The sequence below is a fragment of the Xanthomonas sp. GW genome (assembly GCF_014236815.1).
In the GTDB taxonomy this organism is placed as follows: Bacteria; Pseudomonadota; Gammaproteobacteria; order Xanthomonadales; family Xanthomonadaceae; genus Xanthomonas_A.
In genome coordinates, this window is the sequence record NZ_CP051189.1 from 3,127,073 (window position 1) to 3,145,107 (window position 18,035).

Sequence of the window (18,035 nt, forward strand, 5' to 3'; positions counted from 1 at the left end):
CGATGCTGAGCTGGGGCATGCATGCCGCCGCGGCGGCCCTGGCCGCGCTGGTGTTCGGCGCGGTGTTGTGGCCGTTGCGGCGCAGCCGCGGCGGCGCGCCGCTGCTCGCGGTCGCGGTGCTGGCGCTGGGCGTGGCGGCCGCCGCGCTGTATGCACTGGTCGGCACGCCGCGCGCGCTGCAGGCGCAGAACCGCGAAGCCCCGCGCAACCTGGAAGACGGGGTGGCGCAGTTGCAGGCGGCACTGGCCAAGGATCCCGGTCGCGCCGAAGGCTGGGCGCTGCTGGCGCGCTCGCAGATGTCGCTGGGCCGCCCCAACGAAGCCGCCGCCGCATTCGCACGTGCGGTGCAGCTGGCGCCGGACGCAGCGCAATGGCTGGTGCAGGCGGCCGAAGCGCGCGCGCTGGCCACGCCGCAGCGCCAGTTCGATGCGCAAGGCATCGCCTGGCTGCAGCATGCCTTGCAGGTCGAACCGAACAACGAGCGCGCCGCCTGGTTCCTGGGCATCGCGCAGCGCCAGCGTGGCCAACATGCCGAGGCCGCGGCGACCTGGGAAGCGCTGCTGCCGCGCGTGGATGCCGCCACCGCCGCGGCGCTGCGTCCGCAGATCGATGCTGCGCGTGCCGATGCCGGCTTGCCGGCGCTGCCGGCCGCCGCATCAGGCGCAGCGGCGACGGCTGCGGCAAGCGCAACGGCCGCGCAGAACCCTGCCGCTTCGTCTGCACCCGCCACTGCCGGCACGCTCACCGTTGCGGTGTCGCTGGACCCGGACTTCGCCGCACGCGTGCGCGTGCGCGGCGACGCCAGTGTGTTCGTGATCGCGCGCGTGCCCGGCGGCCCGCCGATGCCAGTCGCGGTGCAGAAGCATCCGCTGCAGTCGCTGCCGCTGCGCGTGACCCTGAGCGACGGCGACAGCCCGATGCCGACGCAGAAGCTGTCGCAGCTCAAGCAGGTGCAGGTGCTGGCGCGGCTCTCCAACAGCGGCAACGCGATGCGCCAGGAAGGCGACCTGGAATCGGCACCGGTCACAGTGACGCTGCCGACGGCGACGCCGGTGGAGTTGGTGCTCGGCAAGCCATAGCTCGGCGTCCCTGTAGGAGCGGCTTCAGCCGCGACAGCAATTTTCCGCAGTCGACACCCTTCCGGTGCCCATGTCGCGGCTGAAGCCGCTCCTACAGGGGGCATCGACCGCGCCCGCATCGCCTCCGCACCGTCCTTCGCCACGCCGCACGCACGCCGCGTCCGCCGCGGCACGGCTAGAATCGGCGCATGACCGAATTCATTCCTCCCGGCAGCCGCTTCCTCGCCCTGCCCTCGCCGTTCCCGATGAAGCGCGGCGGCCAGCTGCGCGATGCGCGCGTCGCCTACGAGACCTGGGGCACGCTGGCGGCGGACCGCGGCAACGCGATCCTGATCGTCACCGGGCTGTCGCCGGACGCGCACGCCGCCGCGCACGCCGACGACCCTAGTCCCGGCTGGTGGGAGGCGATGCTCGGTGCCGGCAAGCCGATCGACACGCAGCGCTGGTTCGTGATCTGCGTGAATTCGCTGGGCAGCTGCAAGGGCTCGACCGGCCCGGCCTCGCCGGATCCGGACGACGCGCAACCGTATCGCCTGCGCTTCCCGGAACTGTCGATCGAAGACGTCGCCGACGCCGCCGCGCACGTGGTGCGCGCGCTGGGCATCGAGCGGCTGGCGTGCGTGATCGGCAACTCGATGGGCGGCATGACCGCGCTGGCGCTGCTGCGCCAGCACCCGGGGCTGGCGCGCAGCCACATCAACATCTCCGGCAGCGCGCAGGCATTGCCGTTCTCGATCGCGATCCGCTCGCTGCAGCGCGAGGCGATCCGCCTGGATCCGAACTGGAACGGCGGCGACTACGACGAGGCCACGTATCCGGAGTCGGGCATGCGCATGGCGCGCAAGCTGGGCGTCATCACCTACCGTTCGGCGCTGGAATGGGATGGCCGCTTCGGCCGCGTGCGGCTGGATTCGGACCAGGCCGACGAGGATCCGTTCGGCCTGGAATTCCAGGTCGAAAGCTACCTGGAAGGCCATGCGCGACGCTTCGTGCGCCGCTTCGACCCGAACTGCTACCTGTATCTGAGCCGTTCGATGGACTGGTTCGACCTGGCCGAATACGCCGGCGGCCACGTGCTCGCCGGGCTGGCGACGATCCGCATCGAACGCGCGCTGGCGATCGGCGCCAACACCGACATCCTGTTCCCGGTGCAGCAACAGCAGCAGATCGCCGACGGCCTGCGCGCCGGCGGCGCCGACGCGCAGTTCCTGGGCCTGGACTCGCCGCAGGGACACGATGCGTTCCTGGTCGATTTCGCGCGTTTCGGGCCGGCGGTGCGCGCGTTCCTGGCGCAATGCTGAGCCGCGACACGCGCGATGCCCGTGCGATGCGCTATCAAGGACGCCTGAGCGATTGGAACGACGCCAGCGGTTTCGGCTTTGTCGTTCCCAACGGCGGCGGCACGCGCGCCTTCGTGCATATCCAGGCGTTCGAGCGGCGCGCGGGACGGCGGCCGCGCGACGGCGATGCGATCACCTACGAAACCGCGACCGATGCGCGTGGGCGCGTGTCCGCCGTGCGTATCCACGCGGTTCGCGCCACGCTGCCGGGCGCACGCCGCGGGGCGGCGCATGCAGCGCCCTGGCTGCCGCGACGCTGGCTCGGTGCCGGCGCCTTGCTGGCCATCGTCGGTGCCGCAGCGAGCGGGCGCGTGCCGTGGTGGCTGGCGGCCTGCTACCTGGGCTGCAGCGCCGCCGCGCTGCTGTTGTATGGCATCGACAAGTCGGCGGCACAGCGCGGCCAGTGGCGGACCCCGGAGGCGACGCTGCAATTGCTGGCGCTGGCCGGCGGCTGGCCAGGCGCGCTGTTCGCGCAGGGCCAGTTTCGGCACAAATCGCGCAAGACCAGCTTTCAGTTCGTGTTCTGGGCCGCGGTGCTGCTCAACCTGTTCGCGCTGGCCTGGCTGCTGCTGGCGGCGGACGCGCAGGCGTTGCGCAATTTGCTGAGCGCGTGATCCGCGCCGCGGCGCGGCCCGTGTGCGCCTGGCGCGGCGCATGCCTGTGCGCTGCGTTCGCCGCAGACGGCACCAATGGCTGACCCGGCACGCTACCGGTGCGGCTCAGCTGAGCGGCACGAGCCGCCCCTGCTGTAACCGATAGCGCGCGTGCACCACGCCATCGGGCAGCGCGTCGTGGCTGATCAGCAGCAGGCTGCGCTGTCCGAGCGCGCTGGTCAGGTCGCGCAGCAAGGCCTGCGCCGTGTCCACGTCCAGGCCCTCGGTGGGCTCGTCCAGCACCAGCAGCGGCGCGTTGCGCAGCAGCGCGCGGGCCAGGGCCAGGCGCCGCGCCTGGCCGGCCGACATGGTCGCGCCGTTCTCGCCCAGCCAGGCGTCCAGGCCGCCGACTTCGTGCAGCCACGCGCCCAGGCGTACGTCGGCGAGCGCGCGCTGCAAGCTGGCGTCGTCGGCATCGATCGCGCCCAGGCGCAGGTTGTCGCGCACGCTGCCGGCGAACACCGGCGCGCCCTGCGGCAGCCAGGCGATACGCTGGTGCCATTGCGCCTGGGCCAGCTCGCGCAGGTCCACGCCGGCATAGCGGACGCTGCCCTGCTGCGGATCCCACAAGCGCAGCAGCAGCGCCGACAACGTGGTCTTGCCGCTGCCGCTGTCGCCGCAGATGGCCACGCGCTCGCCCGGGGCGATGCGCAGGTCGATGCCGTCGAGCACATTCCGGGTCTCGCCGGGCCAGGCGAAGACGACGGCGTCGAACTGCACGTCGCCGACATCGGGCAGCGGTTGCGGCTGCGCGGCGTCGGCCACCGGCGCGCTCTGGCCGGCGATGGCCTGCAGCCGCTGCGCGGCGACGCGGCCGGATTGCAGCGCCTGCCAGGCCAGGCCGGCGCCCGCCCAGACTTCGAGCAGGGCCACGGTGAGGAAGATCAATCCGGCCGCCTGCTCGGCGCCGATCAGATCGGCGCGCGCCGCGCCCAGCGCGATCCACAGCATCGCCAGCAAGCCCAGCGCGGCGCACAGCGCGTGCAGCGCATTGCCGCCGATCAGGCGCTGCCGCTGCTGGCGGTCCTGCGCGCGCAGGTCGTGCGCGCTGGCGTCCACGCGCGCGATCCAGTCGGCCTGCGCGTCCAGCGCGGCCAGGTCGGCGGCACCTTCCAGGCCTTCGTAGGCCAGCGTGCGCAGCGTCTCGCGCTGCTGCGCGCGACGCTGCTCGCGCACGCGGCCGCCGCGCGCGACCAGCCACGGCACGCCGGCGCCGATCGCTACTGCAAGCACCGCCAACAGCAGCGCCGCCGGCCAGTAGATCGCGGCGGCCGCGGCCACGCCGGCCACGCCGACGCCCAACAACGCCGCCAGCGGTGCCAACGCGCGCACCACCAGGCCATCGACCTCGCCGATATCGGACATCAGGCGCGCCAGCAGTTCGCCGGTGCGGCTGGCGCCGAGTTTGGCCGGTGCCAACGGCAGCGCGCGGCGGAAGAACCACACGCGCAGGTCGCGGGCGATGCGCAAGGTAGCGTCATGGCCGACCAGCTTTTCGCCGTAGCGCGAAGCGATGCGCGCGAAGGTCAAGGCACGGATGCCGGCCGAGGGCGAGAAGAAGTTGAAGCCGCTGCCCATGCCGGCCACGCCGGCCAGCGCCGCGGCGGTCAGGAAGCCGCCGGACAGGCCGAGCAGGCCGACCCCGGCCAGCATCGTGCACAGCAGCAGCAGCGCGGTCAGCAGCAGGCGGCCGAGGTGGCGGCCGAACACGCTGCGCAGGTCGTCGTCGCGCGCGGGACCGCTCATGGCGCCGCTCCGATCGCGTCGTCCGTCGCCGCGCGCGCCGGCAGTCGCAGCACGCAGTCGGCCCAACGCATCGCGGCCTCGCTGTGGGTGGCGACGATCATGCTGCGGCCGTGGCTGAAGGCGGCCAGGGTGCGCAGCAGTTCGGTTTCGGTGTCCGGGTCGAGGAAGGCGGTGGGTTCGTCGAGCAGCAACAGTTCGGGATCGCGCAGCAGCAGCCGCGCCAGGCCGATGCGCCGCGCCTCGCCGCCGGACAGGCCGAAGCCGCGCTCGCCGATCACGGTCTCCAGGCCCAGCGGCAGGTGCGCGGCGAAGCGCATGACCTGCGCCGCCTCGGCCGCGGCGTGCAGCTGCGCGGCGCTGGCCCGCGGAGCGGCCAGGCGCAGGTTGTCGGCGATGCTGCCGTGGAACAGGTACGGGCGCTGCCCGGCATAGCCGACGCGCAATCCGGGACGCAGTTGCAGGCTACCGGCGCGCGGCGGCAGCCAGCCGGCCAGCGCTTCGAGCAGCGTGCTCTTGCCGCTGCCGCTGGGTCCGACCAGAGCCAGGCGCTGGCCAGGCTGCAGACTGAAGGACAGATCCTGCAGCGCATCGCAGCGCGCGCCTTGTGGGCGCAGCGTCAGCCCTTCGGCGCGCAGCAGCGGCTGCGCTGGCGCTGCCGGCGTCGCCAGCGCCATGGGCACTGCGGGGACTGAAGGCTTTTCAGGCAGTGCGAGCGTTGCAGGCACCGCAGGCGTCGGCGGTGCTGCAGGCGACGGCACTGCGTACCCATCGGGCGTTGCCGGCATCGCGGGCGCAGGTGGCACAGACACCGGCGGCGCCAGCGATGCGAGCGCCGGCGCGGCAACGGCCGGCGACGACATAGACGGCACCAGCGCTGTCGCCGCATCCGGCAACTCACCAAGCAGGCGCTCCACTTCGGCCGCCGCCGCCAGCGCGTTGGCGCGGTCGTGGTAGTGCGCGGCCAGGCGCCGCAGCGGCGCGTAGAACTCCGGCGCCAGCAGCAGGCAGAACACGCCCACGCCCAGGGTCGGCACCGCCGCATGCAGCGCGATCATGCCCAGGTAGCTCAGGCCCAGGTACATCGCCACCATCGCCACGCTGACCGAGGCGAAGAACTCGAGCACGGTCGAGGACAGGAACGCGATGCGCAACACCTTCAAGGTGCGTTCGCGCACGCCCTCGGCGGCGGCGGCGATGCCGCGCAGTTCGTCCTCGCCGCGGCCGTACAGGCGCAGCAGGCCCAGGCCCTTGAGCCGGTCGGCGAAATGCCCGCCCATCCGCGCCAGCTCGCGCAGCTGACGGCGCCCGGCGGCTTCGGCGCCCCAGCCGACCAGCATCATGAAGATCGGCACCAGCGGCGCGGTGAACAGCAGCAGCAGGCCCACCACCCAGTCGCTGCAGCCGACCGCGAGCAGGATCAGCAACGGCACCACGCTCACTTCCAGCCGCGCCGGCTGGTAGCCGGCGTAGTAGCCGTCCAGCGCGTCGCCGTGGGCCAGCAGCAATTCGCCCAGTTCGCCGTTGCGCTGGCTGCGCAGCCACAGCGGGCCGCGCTGCAGCAGGCGCCGGTACACGCGCCGGCGCAGTTCGAACTTCGCCGCATCGGCGACATCGCCGGCGGCGCGCTGCGCGCAGGCGCCGAGCATCGCGCGCACGACCAGCACCAGCGCCAGGACGGCGAAGGCGGGCAGCGCCTGCGGCAGTTCACTACCCTCCACCAGCAAGGCCTGCAGCAGCCAGGCGATGGCGCCGGCCTGCACGATCAGCAGCGCCCCGGACAGGCTGATCGCGGCCGCGGCCAGCCGTTGCCGCCCACGCGCCGCGCTGGCCAGCGACGCCAGCCAGCGCACGCGTTGCCGCCGCAGGTGCGGCGACTCGGCAGGCGGTATGGCGGACGACTCGGCGGGATCGGTCAAAACGGACTCTGCGCGGCGAACGGGCCGCCATTGTAAGGCGGCATCCGGATGGGGACCGCCGCGTGCCGCCACGATGCCGATCGCGGCCGGCAAGGGCATTGATCTGGATCAAGGCCCCGCGCGCGGCGGAAGCGGAACATCGCCCTCAACCTACCGCCACCCGGCCACCCAGATGCACATTCCCCACGAGGTAGCACAGCCATGATCGACACCACTGTCGTAGAGCTGTCGCGGCTGCAATTCGCCATGACCGCCATGTACCACTTCCTGTTCGTCCCGCTCACCCTCGGCCTGTCCTTCATGATCGCGATCATGGAGAGCGTGTTCGTCATGACCCGCAAGGAAGTCTGGCGGCGCATGGCACTGTTCTGGGGCGTGCTGTTCGGCATCAACTTCGCGATGGGCGTGGCCACCGGCATCGTCATGGAGTTCCAGTTCGGCATGAACTGGTCCTACTACAGCCACTACGTCGGCGACATCTTCGGCGCGCCGCTGGCGATCGAAGGGCTGATGGCGTTCTTCCTGGAAGCCACCTTCATCGGCCTGTTCTTCTTCGGCTGGAACAAGCTGTCGCCGGTCAAGCACCTGATGGTGACCTGGCTGATGGCGCTGGGCACCAACCTGTCGGCAGTGTGGATCCTGATCGCCAACGGCTGGATGCAGAACCCGACCGGCGCGGTGTTCAATCCGGACACGATGCGCATGGAAGTGGTCGATTTCATGGCGGTGGTGTTCAACCCGGTGGCGCAGGCCAAGTTCGTGCACACGGTCAGCGCCGGCTACGTGACCGGCGCGGTGTTCGTGATGTCGATCAGCGCGCTGTTCCTGCTGCGCGGCACGCACCGCGACATCGCGCGGCGCTCGTTCGCGGTGGCCGCCGCGTTCGGCCTGGCGTCCTCGCTGTCGGTGGTGGTGCTCGGCGACGAGAGCGGCTATGCCGCCAACGAGCACCAGAAGATGAAGCTGGCCGCGATCGAGGCGATGTGGGAGACCGAACAGGCGCCGGCCGACTTCACCGCCTTCGGCATTCCCAACCAGGCCACCGGCAAGAACGACTACGCGATCAAGGTGCCGTACCTGATGGGCCTGGTCGCCACGCGCTCGCTGAACACGCCGATTCCCGGCATCCTGGAACTGGTCGGGCGCGCCGAGCACCGCATCCGCGGCGGCCAGATCGCCTACGGCGCGCTGGAACGGCTCAAGGCCGACCGCAACGACGTGCAGGCGCGCGAGGTGTTCGACCGCCACTGGCAGGACCTGGGCCACGGCCTGCTGCTCAAGCGCTATCGCGACGACATCCTCAACGCCACGCCGGAAGAAATCTCCAAGGCCGCGCTCGACACGGTACCGCGCGTACTGCCGCTGTTCTGGACGTTCCGGGTGATGGCCGGCCTGGGCTTCTACCTGATCGCGTTCTTCATCGCCGCGATGTGGTTCTCGTGCAAGCACAACTTCGAGGACAAGCGCTGGTTCCTGAAGCTGGCGCTGTGGTCCCTGCCGGCGCCGTGGATCGCGATCGAATGCGGCTGGTTCGTCGCCGAGTACGGCCGCCAGCCGTGGGCGGTGGAAGGCGTGCTGCCCACGTTCTACGCCGCCTCCGGCCTGGCCCTGCACGAGATCCTGATCACCCTGGCCGGCTTCGTGGCGATCTACACCGTGCTGCTGGTCATCGAAATCAAGCTGATGCTCAAGGCGATCCGCAAGGGCCCGGACCACCTGCCCACGCTGCTGCAGCCGACCCCGCGCCCCGCCGCGCCCCTTGCCGCCACCGCGGCCGCCGGTCAACTCTGATCCCGGCAGGAGAATGACGATGGACTTCATTGCATTGGACTACACCACGCTGCGCCTGATCTGGTGGCTGCTGCTCGGCATCCTGCTGATCGGTTTCGCGGTGATGGACGGTTTCGACCTGGGCGTCGGCGCGCTGCTGCCGTTCGTGGCCAGGAACGACGCCGAACGCCGGCTGGTGGTCAACACCATCGGCCCGGTCTGGGAAGGCAACCAGGTCTGGCTGGTGCTCGGCGGCGGCGCGATCTTCGCCGCCTGGCCGCCGCTGTACGCGGTCAGCTTCTCCGGCTTCTACCTGGCCATGTTCGTGATCCTGTTCGCGCTGATCCTGCGCCCGGTCGGGTTCAAGTTCCGCGGCAAGCTGCCCAGCCAGCGCTGGCGCAACGGCTGGGACTGGGCGCTGTTCGTCGGCGGCTTCATCCCGGCGCTGATCATGGGCGTGGCGGTGGGCAACGTGGTGCTGGGCGTGCCGTTCCACTTCGACGACACGCTGCGGGTGTTCTACACCGGCACGTTCTTCGGCCTGCTGATGCCGTTCGCGCTGCTCGCCGGCCTGCTCAGCGTGAGCATGCTGGTGGCGCACGGCGCGGCGATGCTGGTGCTGAAGACCGACGGCCCGGTAGCCGAGCGCGCGGCCCGCTACGGCAGCGTGGCGGCGCTGGTGGCGTGCGCGCTGTTCGCCGCCGGCGGCGTGTGGGTGGCGCTGGGCCTGCCCGGCTATGAGGTGACCTCGCAAGCGGTCACCGACGGCGCCACCAACCCGCTGCTGAAGACCGCGGTGCTCGGCGAGGTCGGCGGCTGGATGCACAACTACCAGTCGATGCCGCTGACCGCGCTGGCGCCGGTGGCCGGCCTGCTCGGCCTGCTGCTCAGCGCGGTACTGCTGCACAAGCGCCGCGGCGGGCTGGCGTTCCTCGCCTCGGGCGCGGCCATCGCCGGCATCATCCTCACCGTCGGCTTTGCGATCTTCCCGTTCCTGCTGCCCTCCTCCAGCCAGCCCGGCTCCAGCCTGACCGTGTGGGACGCCTCCAGCAGCCGCCTGACCCTGTGGATCATGCTGCTGGCCACCGCGCTGTTCCTGCCGATCATCATCGGCTACACCACCTGGGTGTACCGGGTGCTGAAGGGCAAGGTCAGCGCCGCCTCGCTGGACGACAACCCCAACGCGTACTGAGCGCGTTCAACCCATTCGCATAGGAGATTGCAGCATGTGGTATTTCGCCTGGATTCTCGGTGTTGGCCTGGCCTCCACCGCCGCCATCCTCAACGGCATGTGGTTCGAGGCGCGCGAGGGCGCCGCCCCCGACGCCGCCGACTGAAATTTTTTCGCAAAGGATCTTGCCGAATGCGGGTGACCCCCGTATCATGTGCGGCTCCTTCGGGGTGTAGCTCAGTCTGGTAGAGCGCTACGTTCGGGACGTAGAGGTCGCAGGTTCGAATCCTGTCTCCCCGACCAGTTTTACGGTCACAAGAAGCCTGGAAAACGTCAGTTTTCCGGGTTTTTTTGTGTCTGCGGCAAGGCGCTGGCGCTTGCGCTGCACGCTCATGACGGCGGCCTCGCCTGCTCCGATCCGAAGCCGACATCGCGTCCGTGTAGCCAGGCAAGTGGCGCTCGATGCCTCCCGGCCCATCCGATCGTGCAGGCCCATGCAGGCAGACCCGACTCGCGGCAGGCATCGTCTCGGCGGCGCGTGCCTGCTGCCCGATTTGATATAGCGCGATGCAGCACCGGCATGGCGCGAGCAACGCGTGCTGCGCCGCATCTGTGCGCCGCTCGTCACTGTTGAGAAAGGCCCCGGCGCCCGCCCTAGCGCGCCGGGGACGACGCGCTCAGCGCACCGGCAGACTGATGTAACTCGCCTGCTGCGGCGTGTGCCAGATGCGCTGCGTCGCCTTCTGGTAATCGCCGGGCTTGGCGAAGTAGATGTTGGGCACGTAGGTCTGCGGGTTGCGGTCGTACAGCGGGAACAGGCTGGACTGCACCTGCACCATTACCCGGTGGCCGCGCTGGAAGGTGTGGTTGGCGGTAGGCAGGCCGAAGCTGTAGACCAGTGGCTGGTTCGGCGCGATCGGCTTGGGCGTCTCGAAGCTCTCGCGGTAGCGGCCGCGGAAGATCGCCATCGACACTGCCAGTTCGTAGCCGCCCAGTTTCGGATCGGAGGCCATTTCGTCCGGGTAGACGTCGATCAGCTTCACCACCCAATCGCTGTCGCTGCCGCTGGTGGAGGCCTGCAGGTGCACGTCGGGCACGCCGGCGATGCTAAGCGGCGCGTCCAGCGGCGCGCTGACGAAGGTCAGCACGTCGGGGCGGCCATCGACGAAGCGCTGGTCGTGCACCAGCCAGCTGGTCCACATGTCGCGATCGCCGAAATCGACCGGGCGCGGCACGAACGGCACCGGCTTGGCCGGGTCGGACACGTATTCCTCGTAGTCGCCCTGCCCGGCCGTGGGCGCGTCGAACGACAGCGTGCCGCCGGCGCCCAGGTACAGCGGCTTGCTGCGCGCCGCGCAGCCTTGCTCACAGCTGCGCGGCCAGGCCTGCAGGCGATCCCAGTGGTTCTCGCCGGTGTTGTAGATGAACACCGGCGGCGTGTCGGCCTTGGCCGCGCCATCGACGAGGTACTGGTCGAAGAACGGCTTGAGCACGTCGCGGCGGAACTGCAGCGCGGTGTCGCCGTCGAACTTCAGCGCGCCCAGCGCCGAGCCGTCGTAGTTGACCTGGCTGTGCCGCCACGGCCCCATCACCAGATAGTTCCTGTCGTTGCCGGCGTCGCGCGGCTCCATCGCCTGGTAGCTGTGGATCGCGCCCCACATGTCCTCCTGGTCCCACAGGCCCTGCAGCCACATCGTCGGCACCTTCAGCGCGGTGCGCGCCATCACCTTGTCCAGCGCCTGGCCCTGCCAGAACGCGTCGTAGGCCGGGTGCTCGGTGAGCTTGTGCCACCACGGCAGCTGCTCCAGGCCCGCGGCCTTGGCGTAGTCGCCGGCCGAGCCGGCGCGCAGGAAATTGCTGTAGTCGTCGTGGCCGTGGCGCGGGATGCCGCTGCCCTTGCCGCGCTGGGTCAGCTGGCCGGTGAAGTAGTCGAAGTTGACCTGGCGGAAGGCGCCGTAGTTGAGCCAGTCGTCGCCCATCCAGCCGTCGATCATCGGGCTTTCCGGCGCGGCCACCTTCAGCGCCGGATGCGGGTCGGTCAGCGCCATGACCACGGTGAAGCCTTCGTAGGACGAGCCGATCATGCCGACCTTGCCGTTGGACTCGCGCACGTTCTTGACCAGCCAGTCGATCGTGTCCCAGGCGTCGGTGGCATGGTCGACCTTGCTGCCGTTGAGCGGGCCGCGCAGCGGCCGGGTCATCACGTAGTCGCCCTGCGAACCGTACTTGCCGCGGATGTCCTGGAACACACGGATGTAGCCGCCGTCGACGAACACTTCGTCGCCCTGCGGCAACAGGTCGCGCATATGCGGCGAGGCCATGCGGCTGGCGCGGCCGCTGGCGTCGTAGGGCGTGCGCGTCAGCAGCATCGGCGCGTGCTGCGCGCCCTTGGGCAGCACGATCACCGTGTGCAGCTTGACCCCGTCGCGCATCGGAATCATCACCTCGCGCTTGATGTAGTCGTTGGCCTCGGTCGGGGCGACAAAGGCCTTGCCGGTGATGTCGGGGGTCATCGGCGCGGTCTGCGCCTGGGCGGCGGCGGCCAGCGCGGCGGCAATGACGGTGACGAGCAAGCGGGCGGCGATGGGGCGCATGGAACCTCCGGACAGTGAGATCGCGACTGTAGGCGCAACCGCGGCCCTGGCGGAAGTGTCGCTCCCGCCTCGGCGCGCATGGCGGCTGCGTCGTGAACCTGAAGCGGCGGGCCGCAGCGCGGAACGGCGTCGGCAACGCGCCCCGCACGCGTCGGAACAATGGGGGGATAATGGCGTTTTCCGATAAGGCCTGTCTGGCAACCACCCGCCAGTACAAGGCCTTCGTTGCCGCCATGGTCGATGTCCCCACGCTGCTCGGCTACACCACCGTGGTGCTGCTGTGCCTGTCGTTGCTGGTGCTGGTCGCCCGCCCGCAGGCGGGCAAGCGCCTGTGGCTGGCGATGCCGTTCTTCGCAGGCGCCTGCGGCTGCGCCTTCCTGATCCAGCCGCAGGCGTTTCCCGGCAGGCTCGGTCTGCAACTGGGCGCGTTCTGCATCACCCTCGCCTATGCGTTCGGCTGGCAGGCGATCCGCGCGTTCTACGACCGCCCGCCGCGCTGGGGCTGGCTGCTGCTGCCGGCACTGCTGTGGCTGGGCCTGGCGATCGCCGTGTTCGACCGCTACGGCTGGGCCATGGCCAACGCGGGCCTGCGCGTCGGGCTGGTCTGCCTCTACAGCGCGCTACCGGCGAGAGAACTGTGGCGCCGGCGCAACGGCGGCCTTCCGTCGGCCAGGCTGCTGGCCATCGTATTCGGGGTGGCCGCAGGGCTGGCGGCGCTGGCGGTGGCCTTCGCGCACTGGCTGCCGCAGCCATTGGGCGCGGCGCCCGCGCAGACCTGGGCAGTGGTGTTCTACAACGTGCGGATCCTGCTGCACGTGCTGCTGGCGAGCGCGCTGCTGGTGGCCATGCACAAGGAGCGCGACGCGCTGCGCTACTACGACGACTCGGTGCGCGATCCGATGACCGGCCTGTACAACCGCCGCTTCTTCGAGCAGCGCGCGGAGCAATGGCGCGATCGCGGCGCGCGCCGCCGCTCGGTGCTGTTCTTCGACATCGACCATTTCAAACGCATCAACGACCGCCATGGCCATCGGCTTGGCGACGCGGTCATCGTGCTGGCCGCGCAGGTCGCGCAACGCAGCCTGCGCAAGGGCGACTGGATCTTCCGTTTCGGCGGCGAAGAGTTCGTCTGCGTGCTGCCGGACACCGATCTGGCGCAGGCCAACGCGATGGCCGAGCGGCTGCGCCTTGCGTTCATGGCCGACGCCAGGGAAGTGGAAGGACGCCGCATCGACGCCACCATCAGCATCGGCGTGGCGACCTCGGTCGGCGGCGTGCCGCGGATCGATGCACTGGTGGCGGAAGCCGACCGCATGCTCTACCGGGCCAAGGCCGCAGGACGCAACCGCGTGGTATCCAGCATCAACCAAGATCCGTTGCCGACCGGATCCTAGGCGCTCCGCCTGCCGCGCCGTTACCGCAGCGCAGGCAGGTGCAACGGTCAGTGCCGCACCTGCCCCGCGCCGCGCACCACGAAGCGCTCCACGGTCAGCGCTTCCAGGCCCATCGGGCCGTAGGCGTGCAGGCGCGTGGTGGAGATGCCGATCTCCGCGCCCAGGCCGAGTTCGCCGCCGTCGGAAAAGCGCGAGGAGGCGTTGACCATCACCACCGCCGCGCGCAGCGCCTGCACGAACGCCTCGGCGTTGGCCGCATCGGCGGTGGCGATGACTTCGGTGTGGTCCGAGCCGTAGTGGCGGATGTGCGCGATCGCCGCGTCCAGGTCCGGCACCACGCGAATCGCCAGGATCAGGTCGAGGAATTCGGCGGCGTAGTCGGCATCGCTGGCCGCGTCGATGTCCGGCAGCAGCTCGCGGCTGGCGTCGTCGCCGCGCAGGGCCACGCCGCGCTGCTGCAGCGCCTGCGCCGCCAGCGGCAGGAAGCGCGCGGCGACGTCGGCGTGCACCAGCAGCGTCTCCAGCGAATTGCACGCGGCCGGGCGCGTGGTCTTGCCGTCCACCAGCAGCTTCACCGCCAGTTCCAGGTCCGCCGAGGCGTCCACGAACAGGTGGCATACGCCTTTGTAGTGCTTGATCACCGGCACCCGCGCGTGCTCGGCGACGAAGCGGATCAGGCCCTCGCCGCCGCGCGGGATCGCCAAGTCGACGATGTCGGTGAGCTGCAGCAGTTCCAGCATGGTCTCGCGGCGCAGGTCCTCGACCAGGGTCAGCGCGTCCTCGCCGATCCCGGCTTCGCGCAGCGCGCGCCGCAGCGCGGCGGCGATCGCGGTGTTGGAATGGATCGCTTCGGAGCCGCCGCGCAGGATCACACCGTTGCCGGCCTTGATGCACAGCGCCGCGGCATCGGCGGTGACGTTCGGGCGCGCCTCGTAGATCATCGCGATCACGCCCAGCGGCACCCGCACCTTCTGCACGCGGATGCCGTTCGGGCGCACGTCGTCGCGGGTGACCTGGCCGACCGGATCGGGCAGCGCCGCCACCTCGCGCAACGCCGCGGCGACGCCGGCCAGGCGCTTGCCGTCCAACGCCAGCCGGTCGAGCATCGCAGTGCCGACGTCCCTGGCCCGCGCCGCCTCCAGGTCGCGCGCATTGGCGGCGAGGATCGTCTCCGCATCCGCCTCCAGCGCCGCCGCCATCGCCTCCAGCAAGGCCTGCTTGGCCGCCGAGGACAACTGCGCCAACGCCTGCGCGGCATCGCGGCATTGCAGGGCTTGGATTCGGATCGTGCTCATGGATGGTTCCAGTGTTTAGGCGGGACTCGGGACTCGGGACTCGGGACTCGGAAAGGCTGTGCGAGCGGCGGGAACTGTCAAGCCATCGATGCGAAAGATGTTCGAAGCGTTTTCGCATTTGCCGAAGGTAAGCGATGCGATGGCGTATCGGCCCGGCCATGCGCCGGCCGGCCGCGCTTACACCGGGTCCCGGGTCCCGAGTCCCGAGTCCCGAATCACCACCAGATCGTCGCGGTGAATCACATTCTCTCCATAGCTATACCCCAGGATCGCTTCGATGTCGCGCGAGTGGCGGCGGGCGATGCGGCGCACGTCGGCGGCGGAGTACTGGCTGACGCCGCGCGCCAGGCAGCGCTCGCCGGTGGCGTCGCGCAGGCGCACCTCGACCATGTCGCCGCGGCGGAAGTCGCCTTCGGCGCCGGCCACGCCGCCGGGCAGCAGCGAGGCGCCCTTGTCGGCCAGCGCGTCGGCGGCGCCGGCGTCGACCAGGATCGCGCCGGGTTCCACCGGCACCTGGCGCAGCCAGTACTTGCGCGCGGCGATGCGGGTGCGCGCAGGATGGATGCGGGTGCCGCGCAGGCGGTCCTGGGCCAGGCCGCGCACCACCTCGGCGCTGCGGCCGTTGAACAGATAGGTCTCGATGCCGGCGGCGCCGGCCTTGGCCGCGGCCTCCAGCTTGGTGCGCATGCCGCCGGTGCCGACGCTGCTGGCGCTGCCGCCGGCCATCGCCAGCACCGCCGCGGTCAGCTCGGGGACGTCGTCCAGCGGCTGCGCACGCGGATCGCTGCGCGGATCGGCGGTGTACAGGCCGTCGATGTCGGTGGCGATGAACAGCGCGTCGGCATCGACCAGCGCGGCGACGATGGCCGCGAGATTATCGTTGTCGCCGAGCTTGAGCTCGTCCACCGACACGGTGTCGTTCTCATTGACCACCGGCAGCGCGCCCAGCCGCAACAGCTCGCCCAGGGTGGCGCGCGCGTTGAGGTAGCGGCGGCGGTTGCGCAGGTCGTCGTGGGTCAGCAGCACCTGCGCCACCGGGCGCTCGAAGAAGCGCTGCCACAGCGCGATCAGCTGCGCCTGGCCGAGCGCGGCCAGCGCCTGCCGCGCGGCGATCGCCGCGCCGGCCTCGGCGGCCCGCGGCAGGATCGCGCGGCCGGCGGCGACCGCACCGGAGGACACGATCACCAGTTCGCGCCCGGCCGCCAGGTTGGCCGAGACGAACTGCGCCAGCCCCAGCGCGTAGCGCGGCGACAGCCCGCCGCCGCCATCGGCGGCGAGCAGGCTGCTGCCGACCTTGAGCACCGCGCGCCGCCACGGCGGCAACGCCTGCTCGACGAACGCCGATGCGCCAGCGGTCACGACATTCATCGCCGCCGCGCCCGACTCATTACGCGTTCCATGCATACACGCTCAGTTCCGACGCGTCCTCGATCGCCAGCGGATCCTCGGCGACGATCGCCCGCGCCTGCTCCAGGCTGGCGACATTCTTCAGCAGGTAGGCGCCGCCGCTGCCATCGCCGAAACCGCCGGCCAGTTCCAGCAGCCCGCGTGCGCGCAATGCGGCGAGAAAATCGCGGTGCGGCTGCACCACCGACGGCGGAAAGTCCGGCTTGCGCATCGCCATCACCAGGTACAACGTCATCCCGCTTCTCCTCGATCGACTACGTCACCACCCGGCCAGCGTGGCCGTCCGCCATTCCCGCAGCGCCTGCCAGTGGCCGCTGTCGACACTAGCGCACCACAGCCATGCGCGTCGCCGCGAAGTAGCGCAGCAGGCGCCGCATCTTGTCCTGCGCCGAAGCGTCGCCGCCATCCTCGTCCATCCAGCTGGCGTCAGCTTCGGGATGCGGGCCGGTCAGCAGCACCGTGCCGGCGCCATAGCCGTAGCGAGCCATGGCCACGTCGCCGTTGCGGTAGTGGGCGATCGGCGCATAGCCCGACGCGGCGTTGCCGGTGAAATACGGACCGTCCTGATAGTAGACGCGTTCCAGCGCCCCGTCCCAGCGCACATCGATCGTATGGTCGCCCTCGTCGTCGATACTCGAGCCCGGGCGCCCGACCTCCGATAGCAGCGCCACGTCGACCAGCCCGATCCAGTCGCGGTCGGCGAGATAGGCGCCCATGCACAAGCCGAGGAAGCCCTTGCCGCCGCGCACGAACGCGCGGATCGCCTCGGCACCGTCGTCGCCGATGGCGGCGTAGGCGGCGGGAATGTCCTGCCCGCCGCCGGGCTGGATGTACAGGTCGAATCCGCTCAGCGTGCGCGCGTTCACCTTGAGCGGCTCGCGCTCGCCGACATAGGCGACTTCGAGCTTCAGTCCGCTTCCCTGCAACGACTTCACGACCATTTCCGAACAGCCGCGGCAACCGGCCTTGCCGCGGTACACCGCCACCTTCAGCGCGTCACCGACTGCGGCTGCCGCATGCGCCGGAAAGCACGGCGCCAGCAGCAGCGGCAACAGCAACGCCGCCAGCGCGGCCCAGGCATAGCGCTTGGCTATCTGCGGCAACGCGGTCGATCGGTTCATGCATCCTCCTTCCGATGAAAAGGCAATCCGCTACGCCGCTGCTGGCGGCGAAGCCGCCAACGCATCCATCCGGCCCTCGGCGCGCATCCACGCTAGAAAGGCGCGATGCGGCCCGACCAGCGCGGCAGGAAAATCAGGCTTGCGCATCGCCATCGCCAGGCACAGGGTGTTCATCGACCGTCCTCCGCTGTGCCCATCGAAGCGAGCGGCGCCGGTTCGCGGTCGCCATGGCTATGCGGCGCAGACACGAGCAGAAAACGCAGGTCCGCGGCCGACGCGTTGCGCATCTGGTGCGCGCTGCCTGGCGGCACGTGCAGTCCCTGGCCGGCGTCCAACCTGTGCTGGCGCCCGTCCAGTTCCAGCACCGCCTGCCCGGCCAGCACGTAGAAGAATTGCCGCGCATGACGATGCAGGTGGCGTTGCTCGACGCTGCCGGGCGGCATGCGTTCTTCGATCACGCCCAGGTCGGCGCCACGCAGCAGATGCCAGCCATCGCAAGCGCTACCCCAGGTGTAGTGTTCGGCAGTGGCGGTGTCGACGGCGCCCATC

Annotated in this window: 15 protein-coding genes and 1 tRNA gene; 8 read left to right on the plus strand and 8 right to left on the minus strand. The window is 70.5% G+C overall.

The window, feature by feature from the left end:
- The first annotated feature begins 2 nt into the window (after positions 1-2).
- From HEP73_RS13465 to HEP73_RS13475, 3 genes are all read left to right on the plus strand, one after another.
- Positions 3-1,079, plus strand: coding sequence for a tetratricopeptide repeat protein (locus tag HEP73_RS13465; protein WP_185820364.1), 1,077 nt, complete (start codon positions 3-5; stop codon positions 1,077-1,079).
- A gap of 188 nt (positions 1,080-1,267) precedes the next feature.
- Positions 1,268-2,380: a homoserine O-acetyltransferase MetX gene (gene metX / locus HEP73_RS13470; RefSeq protein WP_185820365.1), complete on the plus strand. Its 1,113-nt coding sequence runs from the start codon at positions 1,268-1,270 to the stop codon at positions 2,378-2,380.
- Between the two features lie 26 nt (positions 2,381-2,406).
- Complete coding sequence (locus HEP73_RS13475) at positions 2,407-3,033, plus strand: cold shock and DUF1294 domain-containing protein (protein WP_185820366.1); 627 nt, start codon at positions 2,407-2,409, stop codon at positions 3,031-3,033.
- A gap of 105 nt (positions 3,034-3,138) precedes the next feature.
- Here the strand turns inward: HEP73_RS13475 and cydC are convergent, their stop codons facing one another.
- Positions 3,139-4,818 (minus strand): thiol reductant ABC exporter subunit CydC, encoded by a 1,680-nt coding sequence (gene cydC / locus HEP73_RS13480; protein ID WP_185820367.1) that lies wholly within the window; start codon positions 4,816-4,818, stop codon positions 3,139-3,141.
- Entirely contained in the window at positions 4,815-6,734 is a 1,920-nt protein-coding gene (locus HEP73_RS13485) for an ABC transporter ATP-binding protein/permease (protein ID WP_185820368.1), read from the minus strand. The genes cydC and HEP73_RS13485 overlap by 4 nt, the downstream gene beginning before the upstream one ends.
- A 201-nt stretch (positions 6,735-6,935) precedes the next feature.
- Between HEP73_RS13485 and HEP73_RS13490 the strand changes: the two genes are divergently transcribed.
- The 4 genes from HEP73_RS13490 to HEP73_RS13505 all read left to right on the plus strand — a co-directional run bounded on the left by HEP73_RS13490 (position 6,936) and on the right by HEP73_RS13505 (position 9,978).
- Positions 6,936-8,525, plus strand: coding sequence for a cytochrome ubiquinol oxidase subunit I (locus tag HEP73_RS13490; RefSeq protein ID WP_185820369.1), 1,590 nt, complete (start codon positions 6,936-6,938; stop codon positions 8,523-8,525).
- A gap of 19 nt (positions 8,526-8,544) precedes the next feature.
- Positions 8,545-9,696, plus strand: a complete 1,152-nt coding sequence (cydB, locus tag HEP73_RS13495; RefSeq protein WP_185820370.1) for a cytochrome d ubiquinol oxidase subunit II — start codon at positions 8,545-8,547, stop codon at positions 9,694-9,696.
- 34 nt (positions 9,697-9,730) lie between these two features.
- A complete protein-coding gene (gene cydX, locus HEP73_RS13500; RefSeq protein ID WP_003470310.1) occupies positions 9,731-9,841 on the plus strand; it encodes a cytochrome bd-I oxidase subunit CydX in 111 nt (36 codons plus the stop codon).
- 60 nt (positions 9,842-9,901) lie between these two features.
- Positions 9,902-9,978, plus strand: a tRNA-Pro gene (locus HEP73_RS13505).
- A gap of 374 nt (positions 9,979-10,352) precedes the next feature.
- Here HEP73_RS13505 and HEP73_RS13510 read toward each other — a convergent pair.
- Positions 10,353-12,269: a CocE/NonD family hydrolase gene (locus HEP73_RS13510; RefSeq protein ID WP_185820371.1), complete on the minus strand. Its 1,917-nt coding sequence runs from the start codon at positions 12,267-12,269 to the stop codon at positions 10,353-10,355.
- A 170-nt stretch (positions 12,270-12,439) separates the two neighbouring features.
- On the opposite strand from HEP73_RS13510, the gene HEP73_RS13515 reads away from it, so the two are divergent.
- On the plus strand, positions 12,440-13,663 hold the full coding sequence (locus HEP73_RS13515; protein ID WP_185820372.1) for a GGDEF domain-containing protein: 1,224 nt from the start codon (positions 12,440-12,442) through the stop codon (positions 13,661-13,663).
- Positions 13,664-13,710: 47 nt separating this feature from the next.
- On the opposite strand, the gene HEP73_RS13520 is transcribed toward HEP73_RS13515, so the two are convergent.
- The 5 genes from HEP73_RS13520 to HEP73_RS13540 all read right to left on the minus strand — a co-directional run bounded on the left by HEP73_RS13520 (position 13,711) and on the right by HEP73_RS13540 (position 18,034).
- Entirely contained in the window at positions 13,711-14,958 is a 1,248-nt protein-coding gene (locus HEP73_RS13520; RefSeq protein WP_185820373.1) for a glutamate-5-semialdehyde dehydrogenase, read from the minus strand.
- A 177-nt stretch (positions 14,959-15,135) separates the two neighbouring features.
- Complete coding sequence (gene proB, locus HEP73_RS13525) at positions 15,136-16,326, minus strand: glutamate 5-kinase (protein ID WP_185820374.1); 1,191 nt, start codon at positions 16,324-16,326, stop codon at positions 15,136-15,138.
- Positions 16,327-16,345: 19 nt separating this feature from the next.
- On the minus strand, positions 16,346-16,600 hold the full coding sequence (locus HEP73_RS13530) for a YciI family protein (protein ID WP_185820375.1): 255 nt from the start codon (positions 16,598-16,600) through the stop codon (positions 16,346-16,348).
- An 88-nt stretch (positions 16,601-16,688) separates the two neighbouring features.
- Positions 16,689-17,486: a hypothetical protein gene (locus HEP73_RS13535; protein WP_185820376.1), complete on the minus strand. Its 798-nt coding sequence runs from the start codon at positions 17,484-17,486 to the stop codon at positions 16,689-16,691.
- A 170-nt stretch (positions 17,487-17,656) separates the two neighbouring features.
- On the minus strand, positions 17,657-18,034 hold the full coding sequence (locus HEP73_RS13540) for a cupin domain-containing protein (protein ID WP_185820377.1): 378 nt from the start codon (positions 18,032-18,034) through the stop codon (positions 17,657-17,659).
- Between the last annotated feature and the right edge of the window lies 1 nt (position 18,035).

Bases quoted from the DNA above. Each gene is read 5' to 3' on its own strand.
- HEP73_RS13465 (WP_185820364.1), top strand. From the start codon at position 3: ATGCTGAGCTGGGGCATGCATGCCGCCGCGGCGGCCCTGGCCGCGCTG.
- metX (WP_185820365.1), top strand. From the start codon at position 1,268: ATGACCGAATTCATTCCTCCCGGCAGCCGCTTCCTCGCCCTGCCCTCG.
- HEP73_RS13475 (WP_185820366.1), top strand. From the start codon at position 2,407: ATGCGCTATCAAGGACGCCTGAGCGATTGGAACGACGCCAGCGGTTTC.
- cydC (WP_185820367.1), bottom strand. From the start codon at position 4,818: ATGAGCGGTCCCGCGCGCGACGACGACCTGCGCAGCGTGTTCGGCCGC.
- HEP73_RS13490 (WP_185820369.1), top strand. From the start codon at position 6,936: ATGATCGACACCACTGTCGTAGAGCTGTCGCGGCTGCAATTCGCCATG.
- cydB (WP_185820370.1), top strand. From the start codon at position 8,545: ATGGACTTCATTGCATTGGACTACACCACGCTGCGCCTGATCTGGTGG.
- cydX (WP_003470310.1), top strand. From the start codon at position 9,731: ATGTGGTATTTCGCCTGGATTCTCGGTGTTGGCCTGGCCTCCACCGCC.
- HEP73_RS13510 (WP_185820371.1), bottom strand. From the start codon at position 12,269: ATGCGCCCCATCGCCGCCCGCTTGCTCGTCACCGTCATTGCCGCCGCG.
- HEP73_RS13515 (WP_185820372.1), top strand. From the start codon at position 12,440: ATGGCGTTTTCCGATAAGGCCTGTCTGGCAACCACCCGCCAGTACAAG.
- HEP73_RS13520 (WP_185820373.1), bottom strand. From the start codon at position 14,958: ATGAGCACGATCCGAATCCAAGCCCTGCAATGCCGCGATGCCGCGCAG.
- proB (WP_185820374.1), bottom strand. From the start codon at position 16,326: ATGAATGTCGTGACCGCTGGCGCATCGGCGTTCGTCGAGCAGGCGTTG.
- HEP73_RS13530 (WP_185820375.1), bottom strand. From the start codon at position 16,600: ATGACGTTGTACCTGGTGATGGCGATGCGCAAGCCGGACTTTCCGCCG.
- HEP73_RS13535 (WP_185820376.1), bottom strand. From the start codon at position 17,486: ATGAACCGATCGACCGCGTTGCCGCAGATAGCCAAGCGCTATGCCTGG.
- HEP73_RS13540 (WP_185820377.1), bottom strand. From the start codon at position 18,034: ATGGGCGCCGTCGACACCGCCACTGCCGAACACTACACCTGGGGTAGC.